Annotated in this window: 14 protein-coding genes; 4 read left to right on the top strand and 10 right to left on the bottom strand. The window is 71.1% G+C overall.

The window, feature by feature from the left end; all coding sequences use genetic code 11:
- Positions 1-21 precede the first annotated feature (21 nt).
- The 8 genes from ASC77_RS22585 to ASC77_RS22625 all read right to left on the bottom strand — a co-directional run bounded on the left by ASC77_RS22585 (position 22) and on the right by ASC77_RS22625 (position 7,091).
- Positions 22-657, bottom strand: coding sequence for a DUF6758 family protein (locus tag ASC77_RS22585; RefSeq protein WP_082575220.1), 636 nt, complete (start codon positions 655-657; stop codon positions 22-24).
- A gap of 313 nt (positions 658-970) precedes the next feature.
- On the bottom strand, positions 971-1,204 hold a 234-nt coding region (locus ASC77_RS22590; protein ID WP_235565259.1), incomplete at its 5' end, for an HNH endonuclease signature motif containing protein.
- A gap of 1,469 nt (positions 1,205-2,673) precedes the next feature.
- Positions 2,674-3,183 carry a 5-(carboxyamino)imidazole ribonucleotide mutase gene (gene purE, locus ASC77_RS22600; RefSeq protein WP_056158358.1) on the bottom strand — a complete coding sequence of 170 codons (510 nt, stop codon included), beginning with the start codon at positions 3,181-3,183 and terminating at the stop codon, positions 2,674-2,676.
- Position 3,184: 1 nt separating this feature from the next.
- Entirely contained in the window at positions 3,185-4,303 is a 1,119-nt protein-coding gene (locus ASC77_RS22605) for a 5-(carboxyamino)imidazole ribonucleotide synthase (protein WP_056158634.1), read from the bottom strand.
- 88 nt (positions 4,304-4,391) lie between these two features.
- A complete protein-coding gene (locus tag ASC77_RS22610; RefSeq protein ID WP_056158359.1) occupies positions 4,392-4,709 on the bottom strand; it encodes a winged helix-turn-helix domain-containing protein in 318 nt (105 codons plus the stop codon).
- Between the two features lie 86 nt (positions 4,710-4,795).
- Positions 4,796-5,782 carry an adenylate/guanylate cyclase domain-containing protein gene (locus ASC77_RS22615; RefSeq protein ID WP_082575222.1) on the bottom strand — a complete coding sequence of 329 codons (987 nt, stop codon included), beginning with the start codon at positions 5,780-5,782 and terminating at the stop codon, positions 4,796-4,798.
- Positions 5,766-6,272: a PH domain-containing protein gene (locus tag ASC77_RS22620; protein WP_056158362.1), complete on the bottom strand. Its 507-nt coding sequence runs from the start codon at positions 6,270-6,272 to the stop codon at positions 5,766-5,768. The genes ASC77_RS22615 and ASC77_RS22620 overlap by 17 nt, the downstream gene beginning before the upstream one ends.
- 12 nt (positions 6,273-6,284) lie before the next feature.
- Positions 6,285-7,091: a biotin--[acetyl-CoA-carboxylase] ligase gene (locus tag ASC77_RS22625; protein WP_056158640.1), complete on the bottom strand. Its 807-nt coding sequence runs from the start codon at positions 7,089-7,091 to the stop codon at positions 6,285-6,287.
- 69 nt (positions 7,092-7,160) lie between these two features.
- Between ASC77_RS22625 and ASC77_RS22630 the strand changes: the two genes are divergently transcribed.
- The 4 genes from ASC77_RS22630 to ASC77_RS22645 all read left to right on the top strand — a co-directional run bounded on the left by ASC77_RS22630 (position 7,161) and on the right by ASC77_RS22645 (position 11,403).
- The gene (locus ASC77_RS22630; RefSeq protein WP_056158365.1) at positions 7,161-8,780 is read left to right on the top strand and encodes an acyl-CoA carboxylase subunit beta; all 1,620 of its coding nucleotides are present in this window, start codon (positions 7,161-7,163) and stop codon (positions 8,778-8,780) included.
- Entirely contained in the window at positions 8,780-8,995 is a 216-nt protein-coding gene (locus ASC77_RS22635; RefSeq protein WP_056158366.1) for an acyl-CoA carboxylase epsilon subunit, read from the top strand. Before ASC77_RS22630 ends, ASC77_RS22635 begins: the two co-directional genes overlap by 1 nt.
- A gap of 156 nt (positions 8,996-9,151) precedes the next feature.
- Positions 9,152-10,621: a glycosyltransferase family 2 protein gene (locus ASC77_RS22640; protein ID WP_235547541.1), complete on the top strand. Its 1,470-nt coding sequence runs from the start codon at positions 9,152-9,154 to the stop codon at positions 10,619-10,621.
- Between the two features lie 47 nt (positions 10,622-10,668).
- The gene (locus ASC77_RS22645; RefSeq protein ID WP_056793395.1) at positions 10,669-11,403 is read left to right on the top strand and encodes a hypothetical protein; all 735 of its coding nucleotides are present in this window, start codon (positions 10,669-10,671) and stop codon (positions 11,401-11,403) included.
- Between the two features lie 9 nt (positions 11,404-11,412).
- Here the strand turns inward: ASC77_RS22645 and ASC77_RS22650 are convergent, their stop codons facing one another.
- On the bottom strand, positions 11,413-12,489 hold the full coding sequence (locus ASC77_RS22650) for a response regulator transcription factor (RefSeq protein ID WP_056158372.1): 1,077 nt from the start codon (positions 12,487-12,489) through the stop codon (positions 11,413-11,415).
- 49 nt (positions 12,490-12,538) lie between these two features.
- Positions 12,539-13,573, bottom strand: coding sequence for a glycoside hydrolase family 6 protein (locus tag ASC77_RS22655; protein WP_056158374.1), 1,035 nt, complete (start codon positions 13,571-13,573; stop codon positions 12,539-12,541).

Here is a 13,573-nt window from a genome sequence, read left to right on the forward strand (position 1 = left end):
AACCCTAGGGTGTGCCGGTCGTCACCAGCCCGGCCGGTGTCCCCCGAACGGCAGCTCGACCAGCTGCGGGCCCGCCGCGGAGACGTCACGCAGGATCCAGTCGTCCCGGAACAGCAGCAGCGCGGAGGCCGGTCGCATCACGATCCACAGCCACCGTCCGGCGGCCTCGCCCGCCAGCACCGACCGGTCCCACTCGCCGTCCGAGCTGCTGGTCGAGATGTCCCAGAGGTTCACCGACTGACTGCCGATCCGCACCCGCGCCGAGGGCGGACGCTCGCCGATCTCGGAGCCGGGGTCGGTGTAGCGCGTTCCCGCACACCGCGCCCCCAGCCCGGTGCCGGCCTCCTCGGCCACCACCAGCACGTCGACGGGGCCGTCGAGCTCGCTCGTGCCCGAGGCACAGGTCAGGACGGCGGTCGCCTCCCCCGGCGCCGGCGCCACGGCGGCGAAGTCGGTCAGCGTCCACCCCGGGCTCAGCGGCCAGGGCACGTACGTCGGGAAGCCGTCCGCCGTGCGCAGGTGCTCCGCGAACCCGTCGTACGACGCCTCCTCGGCACGCCACAGCGGGCTCGTCGCGCCGTGGTCGGGGCACGACCAGCTGCCGTCCGTCGCCTCCGCCACCGGAGCCGGGCAGCGCACACAGCTCGCCGTCAGCATGGGACAACGGTGCGGATCGGCGCCGCGGCCGTCAAGGGCGCCCTCCGCGACGCGCCCCCGGTCGCGGCGTCGACCGGGCGATCACCCGGGAACATCTGATCTACCCGGTGCACCAGATCTTCCCGGCTGTTCTCGGCGCCGCGGTTCGTGGTGGTTGCTGCTGTTGACGCGACTACCGGGATACGTGGTCACCGTGGTCGGTGGTTGCGGGGGCGATTTCCAGCGCCTGGTGGGCTGCGAGTCCGCTCGGGTCGACCGTGGTGGCCCGGGTGGCATGAGAATGGCCCCGCCAGCGGTGTCGGCGGGGTGGGGGTCAGCGGGTTCGTCGTCGGTGTTCGTCGGTGAGGTCGACGGGGTGGACCCGGCCCTTGGGGGAGGTCCAGACGAAGCTGGTGCGGGAGGTGCGCTGGTAGGTCCAGGTGCTGAAGGTCTTGACGCGGTGGTGGAACCGGCACAACGGGGCGAGGTTCCACGACGTGGTCTTCCCGCCGCTCGCGTAGGGGGTGATGTGGTCGAGGTCGCAGCCCCGGGCGTCCTTGCTGCAGTGNCACCTCGGGGTCAGCAGGATCGCCTGCTCCCGCTGCCGGGCAGTCGGCGCGTAGGCGTCGGTGCTGATCTCTTCGGAGAGGTCCAGGACGGGCCGGATCGACACCCGGGTGCCCTGGGCCGTGCACCACTCGACCAGTTGGTCGATGGTGGCGTACGGGACGTGGCCGCCCTCCACGGTGACGATGCCGTGGGGCTCGTCGGGCTGGTGGTGGGCGTAGATGACGACCTCGCGCGGCGCAGCGGCATCGCCGCCGAGGTGTCCGGCGGCCATCGCGCGGCGGGTGTCGAGGTCCAGCTCGGGGTGCTCGGTCAGGAGGGCGTGGGCGCCGGCTTTGATCTGTGCGTCGAGGGCGNAGGTGTCCGGCGGCCATCGCGCGGCGGGTGTCGAGGTCCAGCTCGGGGTGCTCGGTCAGGAGGGCGTGGGCGCCGGCTTTGATCTGTGCGTCGAGGGCGAGGGCGTCGGTGTACTCGAGGAGCCCGGTGATGGGGACGAGGCCCCGGTTGAGGTGGGCGTCGGTCAACGCGATGTCGAGGTGTGCCTGGGCGGAGCAGTCGAGGCGTTCGCCTTCGGCGTGCTCGGGGTCGGCCACGGCGGCGGCGGTCTCGACCNCGTCGGTCAACGCGATGTCGAGGTGTGCCTGGGCGGAGCAGTCGAGGCGTTCGCCTTCGGCGTGCTCGGGGTCGGCCACGGCGGCGGCGGTCTCGACCTCTGCCTCGACCTTGGCCCACGAGCAGGTCGCGAGCACGGGGGCCAACTGGTGGTCGACGTGGGCGGCGGCGACGTGGTTGAGGCGGTGGGTGCGGTCGGTGACTCGACGGACCTTCCACACGGGGATCTCACCGGCCATGGTCCGGGACCAGATGTTGGGGAGCCGGTACTTGGTCTCGAGGGCGGCGCCGAGGAAGTTGCGGCCCTGGTAGGCAGACATGCCGACGGCGGCGGCGAACTCCGCGACCGCGAACTCGCTCATCCCCGGTGCACCTTCGCCGGCCAGGGTGATCGGCTGGTCGCCGAACATGACCAGGTCGCCGAGCTCGTCGACCACGGCGTCCTCGACCGGTGCGGGGTGGGCTTCGGCCCAGGTGGCGGCGAGCTCGAACCGGGAGGCCTCGGCCATCCGCGCGACCTGGGTCTGCTCGGTCGCACGCTCCAGTAGATCCCGCAGCTGCGGGTCCTGGGTGGGGGTGCGTCGAGCCATGCTCGATCCTACCACGATTCGAACGAATGTTCGATAGGCCTCGGGATTGATTCGAACTATTTTCGGGCGGACCCGCAGCCCGGGAGGCGAGCGCAACCCACCGCCGACCTCACCCGGCGTAGCCAGCCTGTCGGCGGCCAACCCGAGCGGACCCGCGAGCCGCGCAGATCGCCCCTGCTCGGCTCCGGGGTTTCGAGACAGGCGCTAGCGCGCCTTCCTCAACCACCGGGTGCTGGGAAGCGAACCCGCAGGCAACCGACAGAGGGCCTTAGAAGCCGACCTTCCGCGGACCGGCGTCGTTGCGCACGACCGCGCCCTTCTCCTGGGCCGACGTCTTGAGCTCGGCCTGGAACGCCAGCATCTTCTCCTGCAGCTCGGGCGAGCTCGCGGCGAGGATGCGGACGGCGAGGAGACCGGCGTTGCGGGCGCCGCCGACGGCGACGGTGGCGACGGGGACACCGGCGGGCATCTGCACGATGGAGAGCAGGGAGTCCATGCCGTCGAGGTACTTCAGCGGCACCGGTACGCCGATCACGGGCAGCGGCGTCACCGACGCGAGCATGCCGGGCAGGTGGGCGGCGCCGCCGGCGCCGGCGATGATCACCGACAGCCCGCGCGAGGCGGCGGAGCGGCCGTACTCGAGCATCTCCTCCGGCATCCGGTGCGCGGAGACGACGTCCGCCTCGAAGGCGATGTCGAACTCGGCCAGCGCCTCGGAGGCCGCCTTCATCACCGGCCAGTCCGAGTCGGAGCCCATCACGATGCCGACGGATGCCATCTCACTCACTCTCGTTCCCCAGGTCGCCCCGGAACCACGCGGCCGCGTGCCGGGCCCGCTCGAGACACTCGTCGAGGTCGTCGCCGTACGCGTTGACGTGCCCGACCTTGCGTCCCGGACGGAGGTCCTTGCCGTAGAGGTGCACCCGCAGGTGCGGGTCCCGCGCCAGCGCGTGCGGGTAGCCGTCGTAGAGGCGGCCGACGGTGCTGTCCGGGCCGCCGAGGATGTTGACCATCACCGTCCAGCGTGCCCGCGGCGCGGGCGAGCCGAGCGGCAGGTCGAGCACGGCGCGCAGGTGGTTCTCGAACTGCGACGTCACCGCCCCGTCCTGGGTCCAGTGCCCGGTGTTGTGGGGCCGCATGGCCAGCTCGTTGACGAGGATCCGGCCGTCGTTGGTCTCGAAGAGCTCGACCGCGAGGATGCCGGTGACGTCGAGGGCGCCGGCGATGCGCAGCGCGATCTCCTGCGCCTGCCCGGCCAGGGCGGGGTCGAGGTCCGGCGCCGGCGCGACGACCTCGTGGCAGATGCCGTCCTGCTGGGTCGAGGCGACGACGGGGTACGACGCCGCCTGCCCGCTCGGCGAGCGGGCGACCAGCGCCGACAGCTCGCGGCGGAAGTCGACCAGCTCCTCGGCGAGGATCCGCACCCCCGCGGTCTCCGCTGCGGCGAAGGCGTCGGCTGCCACCTGTGACAGGGCGGCAGCCGAGCGGACGAACCACACGCCCTTGCCGTCGTACCCGCCACGCGTCGTCTTGAGCACGCACGGGAAGCCGAACGCCTCGACCTCGGCGACCGAGGAGACGATCGCGTTGCGCGGGCACGGGACGCCGAGCTCGGCGAGCCGCTCGCGCATCACGCCCTTGTCCTGGGCGTGCACGAGCGCCTCCGGCCCGGGGCGTACGGCGACGCCGTCCGCCTCGAGGGCGTGCAGGTGCTCGGTCGGGACGTGCTCGTGGTCGAAGGTGACGACGGGGCAGCCGGCGGTGACCGCGCGCAGCGTCTCGAGGTCGCGGTAGTCGCCGACCCGGTGGTCGGGGATCACCTGCGCGGCGGAGACGCCCTCGGCCTCGGCGAGCAGCCGGAGCGGCAGTCCGAGCGCCGCGGCCGGCTCCGCCATCATCCGGGCCAGCTGGCCGCCGCCGATCACGGCGAGGGTGGGCGCGTGGGTGGGGTCCGGCGCAGGCACGCGCCCAGACTAGAGGTCGGGCTCAGGAGCCGTTGCGCAGGTCCTCGGTCTCGAACCGCAGCCCGCGGCCGCGGATCGTGGTGATCAGGTGGGGCTGGCGGCTGTCGTCGCCGAGCTTGCGGCGCACCCACCCCAGGTGCACGTCGATCGTCTTCGACGACGTCCAGAACGTCGTGTGCCAGACCTCGCGCATCAGGTCCTCACGGCTGACGATGTCTCCGGCCCGGGTCATCAGCGCATAGACGAGGTCGAACTCCTTGCGCGACAGCACGATCTCCTCGCCCCCGCGCCACGTACGGCGTTCTTCGGGGTCGAGCCTGATCTCCTGGACCTCGAGCATCTGCCCACCGTAGGAAGGTGACGCGTGTCAGGTGGGCAAATGCCGAAATATCCTGGGGTGTCCGAATTGCGCGAAACCTCGCCCGCTCAGGCGCGCCGCACGGTCAGCGGTTCGACGATGCCGAAGCCGCGCACCGGTCGCGCCGGCAGCCGGCGGGTCTCGAACTCGTCCTCGGGCAGCAGGTCGGCCGTCGTCGCATCGATGATGATGCGGTTGCGACGCGCGACCGCGGTCAGCCGGGCGGCCAGGTTGACCGGCGGACCGAAGACGTCGCCGAGCCGCATCACGACCGCGCCACTGGCGAGGCCGAGCCGGATGTCGGGCATCCGGGAGTCGCGGCCGACGACGTTGATGATGCCCTCGGCGATGTCGTAGGCGCGGACGGGGTCGTCGCTCACGAACAGCACCGAGTCCCCGATGCTCTTGATGACCCGGCCGCCCTGCGTGGTCACGACGTCGGCGCAGCGGGACTCGAAGATCTCGACGAGGTCGCCGATCCGCTCCTCGGTGAGCCGGTTGGACAGCGCGGTGAAGCTGACGATGTCGGCGAAGCCGACCGTGAGCTGGACGGTGTTGAGGTCCTCCTCGTTGGCCCGCAGCGCCTCGACCCGGGCGACGGCGGCGGCGAGGTGACGGCGCCAGACGTAGACCAGGAGCTCCTCGAAGGGGTCCTTGATCTGCTCGATCAGGCGCAGGGCGGAGCCGGTGCGCCCCTCGTCGGTCGTCGGGTCGGAGGCGAGGTCGTCCACCCGGGAGACCAGCGTCGAGACCTCCCAGTCGGCGAGCCGGGCCATGGTCTGGCCGACCGCGCGGGTCAGGTTCACCGCCAGGTCGAAGTCGATGAGGTCCGCGCGGACGGCGCTGATCATCGTCGACAGCGCCTCGGTGTCCGCGTCGGTGTAGGCGTTCTCGAGGCCGTGCTCGGGGAAGCCCAGGGCGCGCCAGAGACGGCGGGCCTCCTCGAGGGTCACCCCGGTGGCCTCGGCGACCTCCAGGGCGTTGAGCTCCGGCGTCTCCCCGAGGATGGCGCGCTCGAGGTCGTCGGGGCCGGGCCGATCAGGCTCCGTCGTCATGTCCTGCCGCGGGGTCGTGGATCCGCTGGAGCATCTGGTTGAGCTGGCGCTGGGTCTCCTCGACCCGCGGGATGTCGTGCAGCTTGATCGTGCCGTGCGTGCTCGCGTCGGAGATGAGCAGCGTGCCGCAGCCGAGCAGGCGGTCGATGGGGCCGAACTCGTAGGCGATGTCGCTGATCCGGGCCAGCGGCATGTCGTGCCCGCGCCGCACGATCACGCCGGTGCGGGTGATCAGCCGGCGGTCGGTGAACGTGTACGTCGCGGTCGCCCAGATGATCAGCGGCCGGAGGACGAACCAGATGACGCCGACGGCGACCAGGATCCACACGCCGTTCGTCAGGATGCCCTGGTCGACCTTCACCTGGACGAACGTCCCGATCGCCAGGAAGAGGACCAGCATGAAGATCGGGAAGATCAGTGCCTTGACGTGCGTGCGCGTGTCGACGACGACTTTCTCGCCCTCGTTCAGGAGCTTCGGTGAGATGGCCACGGGGCGATCATGTCACCGATCGACGGCGCGCACGTGGACTACGTCACCAGCGCCGACGGCGGTCTGGCCGTCCGGTCCGTCGACGAGGAGACGGCCGCCGCGGTCCACCCCGGTGGCCCGGCCGAGCAGCGGCTTCCCCGACGGCATCTCCACCCGTACGTCGCGGCCGACGGTGACGCACGCGGCGGCGTACGACGCGGCCAGGCGCCGGTGCGACTCCGCACCCCCCGCCTGCCACGCATCGTACGCCTCGACGAGCGTGCTGAGCACCGTGGCGAGAACCGCGGTGCGGTCCGGCTCGGTGCCGCTCTCGATCGCCAGCGACGTCGCGGTCGGGACCGGCAGCTCCGCGGCCGTCAGCGAGACGTTGATGCCGACGCCGACCACCGCGGCCGGCCCGTCCGGGGTCTCCACCCGCTCGACGAGGATGCCGACGAGCTTGCGGCTCTCCCCGTCGGCACCGGCGACGAGCACGTCGTTGGGCCACTTGACGCCCGCGTCGTAGCCGAGGCCCTGCAGCGCTCGGGACACGGAGAGACCGGTGAGCAGCGGCAGCCAGGGCCAGTCCGCCGCGGCCACGGTCGGACGCAGCACCACCGAGAAGAGCAGCGCGGCGCGGGGCGGGGTGTGCCAGGTGCGGTCGAGGCGTCCGCGTCCCGCGGTCTGCTGCTCCGCGACGACCACGTGGCCCTCGGCGGCGCCCGCCCGGGCGCGGTCGGCGGCGACGGCGTTGGTCGACGTCGCCTCCTCGAGCACCTCGACGTCCAGCGCTGGAGCGAGCGACGCCAGTCGCCGGGCGTCGAGTGATGGGCGTCTCATGGCGTCGGCGGTCACGGGCACTAGATTGGCCCACGGTCCCAACCCCGTGCCAATGAGGAGTCCACCCCGATGACTGCAGAGCCCGGCGAAGGCACCGACGTCCCCGCGGACATCGACCTCCACACGACCGCGGGCAAGCTGGCCGACCTCGACCGACGCCTCGACGAGGCCGTCCACGCGGGCTCCGCGAAGGCCGTCGAGAAGCAGCACGCCAAGGGCCGCAAGACCGCCCGCGAGCGCATCGAGCTGCTCTTCGACGAGGGCTCGTTCGTGGAGCTCGACGAGCTCGCCCGGCACCGCTCGACGGCGTTCGGGCTCGAGAAGAACCGCCCGTACGGCGACGGCGTGATCACCGGCTACGGCACCATCGACGGCCGCCAGGTGTGCGTGTTCTCGCAGGACTTCACGATCTTCGGCGGCTCGCTCGGCGAGGTGTACGGCGAGAAGATCACCAAGGTGATGGACCTCGCCATCAAGACCGGCTGCCCGATCATCGGCATCAACGAGGGCGCCGGCGCCCGCATCCAGGAGGGCGTCGTCTCGCTCGGCCTGTACGGCGAGATCTTCCGCCGCAACGTGCACGCCTCGGGCGTCATCCCGCAGATCTCCATGATCATGGGCTCCTGCGCCGGCGGGCACGTCTACTCCCCCGCGGTCACCGACTTCACGATCATGGTCGACGGCACCTCCAACATGTTCATCACCGGCCCCGACGTCATCAAGACCGTCACCGGCGAGGACGTCACCATGGAGGACCTCGGCGGCGCGCGCACCCACAACACCAAGTCCGGCAACGCCCACTACATGGGCTCCGACGAGGACGACGCCATCGAGTACGTCAAGGCGCTGCTGTCCTACCTGCCGCAGAACAACCTCGACGAGGCTCCGACGTACGACGAGGTCGCGGACACGGACTTCAGTGACCTGGACCGGGCGCTGGACACGATCATCCCGGACTCGCCGAACCAGCCCTACGACATGCGCGACGTCATCACCACCGTCGTCGACGACGAGGACTTCCTCGAGGTCCAGGAGCTCTTCGCGCCCAACATCGTCATCGGCTTCGGCCGCGTCGAGGGCCACCCGGTCGGCGTGGTCGCCAACCAGCCGATGCAGTTCGCCGGCACCCTCGACATCGACGCCTCCGAGAAGGCCGCCCGGTTCGTGCGGTTCTGCGACGCCTTCAACATCCCGGTGCTGACCTTCGTCGACGTGCCCGGCTTCCTGCCGGGCACCGACCAGGAGTGGAACGGCATCATCCGGCGCGGCGCCAAGCTCATCTACGCGTACGCCGAGGCGACGGTCCCGCTGGTCACGATCATCACCCGCAAGGCGTACGGCGGGGCCTACGACGTGATGGGCTCCAAGCACCTGGGCGCCGACATCAACCTCGCCTGGCCGACCGCCCAGATCGCCGTGATGGGCGCCCAGGGCGCCGCCAACATCGTGCACCGCAAGACCCTCAAGAAGGTCGAGGAGGACGGCGGCGACGTCGAGGCCAAGCGCGCCGAGCTGATCGACGAGTACGAGACCACGCTCGCCAACCCCTACATCGCCGCCGAGCGCGGCTACGTCGACGCGGTCATCTCGCCCCACGAGACCCGCGTCGAGATCGTCCGCGCGCTGCGCCTGCTGCGCTCCAAGCGCGAGACGCTGCCGGCCAAGAAGCACGGGAACATCCCGCTCTGATGGTCGCCGAGGACGCGAAGCCCGCCCTGCGCATCGTCAACGCGGACGCCACCCCGGAGGAGGTCGCGGCGATCGTGGCGGTCTTCGCCGCGCTCCAGACCGAGGCCGCGCCGGCGCCCCGTCGTACGCCGGAGTGGTCGGCGCCGCACCGCACGGTGCGCCGGACCCTCCCGCACGGACCCGGCGGCTGGCGCTCGAGCGCGCTGCCCCGCTGAGCCGTGACCTGAGCCGTGACCTGGACCACCGTCCTGACCCATACTTAGGGAGATCTTTGGGGTAATCGGTGTGGGGGCTTGAGACGCGGTCTCCAGACTGGAGTCACACGGGCGGCCGCATCGGGCGGCACCCGCAGCACGGAGGCGAGGACCAGGGTGGACGTCAACGACATGGGGACCCAGTACGGATCGGCGCCCGCCGATCCCTACCTGCGCGTGGCAGACCCCGACCTGGCCGCGTACGAGAACCAGTACCAGGAGGAGGTCGACGACCTCCCGACGTACCGGCCGACCGTCGGCTGCATCATCCCGGCCTACAACGAGGCCGAGACGATCGCGGGCGTGCTCGACTCGCTGCTCCAGCAGACCCGGCTCCCCGACGTCATCCACCTGATCGTCAACAACACCTCCGACGACTCCGTCGAGATCGCCAGCCACTACGCCGGCCCGCACACGCGGATGACCCCGACCGGCGAGCAGAGCACGATCATCTACGTCCACGACATCGGCAAGAACCCCGACAAGAAGGTCGGCGCGCTCAACTACGGCTACTCGCTCGTCGAGCACATGGACTTCCTGCTCGGCGTCGACGGCGACACCACCCCGGAGCCGGACGCGATCCAGCACCTCGTCGACGAGATCTCCAGCGACGACCGGATCGGCGGCATCTCCGCGATCTACTCGATCGACGACAGCGCCCTCGACGGCTGGATGGCGAAGTTCCTGATCGCCGGCCAGCGCGCCCAGTTCTCGGCGTTCAACATGCAGAACCTCCTCAAGGGCCGCAACATGGCGGTCCTCGGCGGCCAGTTCTCGATCTTCTCGACGCAGGCGCTGCGCGACGTCCTCCGCGACAGCCACCAGCGCACCCCGTGGGTCAGCGACAGCGAGGTCGAGGACTCGCTCCTCTCGCTCCAGATCAAGAGCGCCGGCTACCTCACCAAGATCAGCGCCCGGGCCCGCGCGCACGTCGGCGGCATGGACACGCTGCGCTCGCTGGACGCGCAGCAGGTGAAGTGGAACTTCGGGGCCATCGACCTGATGTGGCCCGGCCAGCGCGGCGACACCCGCGGCCAACCGTTCCACCCCAACCTGCGGCTGCGCTGGTTCGAGCACCTCTCGATGGTCATCAACATCACGACCCGCGTGCTCTTCGTGCTGCTGCTCGCCGGCTCGCTCAACATCCACGCGTTCGTGTTCAGCCCCTGGTGGCTGATCCCGCCGTTCGCCTCGATCTGGCTGAACTTCCGGGTGGCCCGGTCCATGGAGTTCGCGAACCGGCGTGACTACCTCTTCGCGCTGCTGATCGTGCCGGCCGAGAGCTACATGATCATCCGGATGGGCCACTTCATCCGGGCCTGGCTGAAGTTCTTCAGCCGCCAGCAGACCGACAACTGGGCGGCGCAGGCGAAGGCGGAGCGCGGCAAGGGCGTCGCCTGGACCTACCCGTTCCTCGCGTTCTTCTTCATCTTCGCGGTCTCCGCGGCGATCTGGCTGCAGCTGCCCATCGGGCTGCGCTCCGACATCCTCGCGGTGAGCTGGCCGATCCTCGGCGTCATCACCGTGCTCCAGACCGCCTGGATGTGCCTCAAGGCCATGAAGCGCTACCGCGGCTTCAAGGCATGAGTCACCGCGTCGACCGCACGCCCATCCCCCACCCGCAGGAGACGTCCATGAGCAGCACCCGCACGCGCCCGTACGCCCGCGGCCTGGCCGGCGCCCTGGCGGCGGTCGTCGCGATGGCGGCGTTCTCCGGCTGCTCCGTCGTCGACGGCCTCACGGGCAACGACGACCCCTCCGCCACGCCGTCGGCGTCGCCCTCGGCGAGCGAGACGCCGTACGAGTCGGAGTTCACGCGTGACGGCACGTTTCAGTCCCACATCGAGATCGACGGGATGGACTTCGTCTACACGCTCTACCCGACGAAGGCCACGCCGCGGACCAACGAGTGGTACCCCAAGGGCAACAAGTACTTCACGTTCACCTTCCAGGCCTACGACCTCGACCGCGACATCCGTGACCCGTTCTCGACCAAGCGCGAGGTCTACCTCCAGCGGATCAAGGTCACCTCGACGGTCAAGACCTCGACCGGCACGAACGACGAGCGGCCCTACGAGCTGAACGCGATCGCCAAGGAGGTCACCTTCGACCCGGAGCCGCTCTCGACGAAGCGCGGCATGCTCATCACGTCGCCGAAGGGCGCCTTCGAGCTCCGCAACCAGACGATCAAGCCGACCGCCGACGACACCGTCGGCATCGACCTGACCTTCACCGCCACGGTGTACGTCGAGCGTCGCGCCGGGTCGGGCACGTTCGCGCGCAAGACCATCAAGCAGCGGGTCCCGATCGCGATCTTCGCCTCCGACCAGGCCACCGAGGCCCAGGACATCCCCGTCGACGCGAACTGAGAGGGTCGCTCAGCCCGCCTCGGCGAGGCGGTAGCCGACGCCGCGGACCGTCTCGACGTAGCGCGGGGTGGCGGCGTCGTCGCCGAGCTTGCGGCGCAGGTTGGCGATGTGGACCTCGACAGAGCGCTTGTCGGCCTCGTTGACAAAGTACGACGTGACGTACTGCTGCCCGCGCATCGTCAGCACCAGGTCGGCCTTGCTGCGCACCCGGCGGCCGGTGCCCATCAGCGAGTAGAGCAGGTCGAACTCGGTGCGCGTCAGGTCGACCGTGCCGCCGTTGACGGTCACGATCCGGGTCTCGGCGTTGAGCGCGAGTCCGTTGAACCGCATCCACCCGGTGCCGGCCTCGGCCGTGACGGCGCCGTGCTGCGCAGGCACCGGCTGCGGCGCCTGCGGGGCGGGTGCGGGCGGCTGCTGGACCGTCGGCGGTGCCGCGGGCTGGAAGGCGGGCTGGGTCGGCTGCTGGGGCGCCGGCGGCTGCACCGGCTGGACGGGCTGCGGCTGGACGGGCGGCGGCTGGACGGGCTGCGGCTGGACCGGCTGCGGCTGCGGCGCCGACGGCGCGGGCGGCGCCTGGGGCGGCGCCACCTGCTGCGACTCCGCGAACTCCCGGGCGGCGGCGGCCGCCCAGGACTGCGCCGGCGCCGGCGCGGCGGGAGCCGGGGCCTCCGGCTCGTCGTCGGCCCAGCCGTGCGGCTTGTCCATCCGCGCCCGCGGGCGGCGCAGCATCGAGTCGGCGCGGGCGCGCAGCTCGCGCGGCCGGAACGGCTTGACGAGGTAGTCGTCGGCCCCCGCCTCGAAGCCCTGCACCACGTCGATCTCGTCGGCGAGCGCCGTGATCATGATCAGGTAGGTGCTGCTGAACTCACGCAGCCGCTTCGCGACCGCGAACCCGTCCATGCCCGGCATGTTCACGTCGAGCGTGGTGATCAGCGGGTTGTGCTTGCGCACGGCCTCGACACCATCGGTGCCGTTCTCCGTGACGACCGTCGTGAAACCGGACTGGGTCAGCACGATGTCGATGAGATCGCGCACGTCGGGGTCGTCCTCGATGATGACAGCGACCCACTGGTTACCCGGCTCCATGACGCGCAGCCTAACAACGGCTCGGGTGTCGCCGTCACCGTCCAGTCGGTCACCATCCGGATGCCGAGGCGAGCTCCATCGTCCGCTCGGGCCAGAACTGGCCCGCTGCCGGTCCGCCGTTGCACTCCCCGTCACTCTCGCCGGGAGGCTTGACCCAGACGAACGCGTCCAGGTTGCCCCCGCCGGAGACCGCTCCCGGGTCGGTCCCGAACGCGCGACCGGGCGGGTTGCACCAGTCCTTGGTCGCGCCGAAGCCGTTGCGCCCGCTGTCGATGATGAAGTGCGCCCCGCCGACGAGCGCGCTGAGCTGCTCGCCGTAGGCCTTCTCGTCGTCGTCGCTCTGGAAGTTCGAGACGTTGGTCGAGAAGCCGCGCACGTCCGCGACCCCGGCGTCCTGGAGCAGCGGCGCGATCTTGTCGGGGTCGATCCAGTGGGAGTGACCGCCGTCGAGGTACGTCGTCACGCCGGCCGCGGCGAGCCGGTGGGCGGCGTCGGCGATCAGCCCGACCCGCTGGCCGCGGTCGCCGCACTCCAGCAGCGACGCGAGCCCGTCGGGCTCGACGACCGCCGCCACGTCGGTGCCGCTCTCGGCCGCGTCGGCGATCTCGCCGACCCAGGGTCCGTACTGGTCGGCCGGCAGGCCGCCGGCCGAGTGCTGGCCCGTGCAGTCGCGGTCGGGGATGCCGTAGATGACGAAGGTCGGCACGCTGCCCGCGTCGTCCGCGGCGGCCACGATCTTCGCGACGAACGGCCCGACCGAGCCGGCCGGGTACTGCTCCGGCGTCAGCCAGATGCCTTGCGGCACCCCGGCGAGCCGGGTGAAGTCGTCCTCGCGATCGGTGTCCCCGTCGGTCTTCGCCTGGGCCGCCGCCTGGGCGACCTTCGAGCCCGGGTCGGCGAACTGCTCGTGACCGTCGTAGGGGTTCACCGTCTGGGCGTCGCGGCTCGGCTGGGAGGCCGCCGGGTCCGAGCCGGCTGAGCCGTCAGACCCGCTGGAGCACCCGGTCAGGGCCGCCAGGGCGACGAACGCCCCGCCGGCCAGCAGCCGGCGGGGCGTGGTGCGAGACGATCGGAGAAGGTCCAC

Origin of the sequence: Nocardioides sp. Root1257 (genome assembly GCF_001425175.1) — a bacterium.
In the GTDB taxonomy this organism is placed as follows: Bacteria; Actinomycetota; Actinomycetes; order Propionibacteriales; family Nocardioidaceae; genus Nocardioides.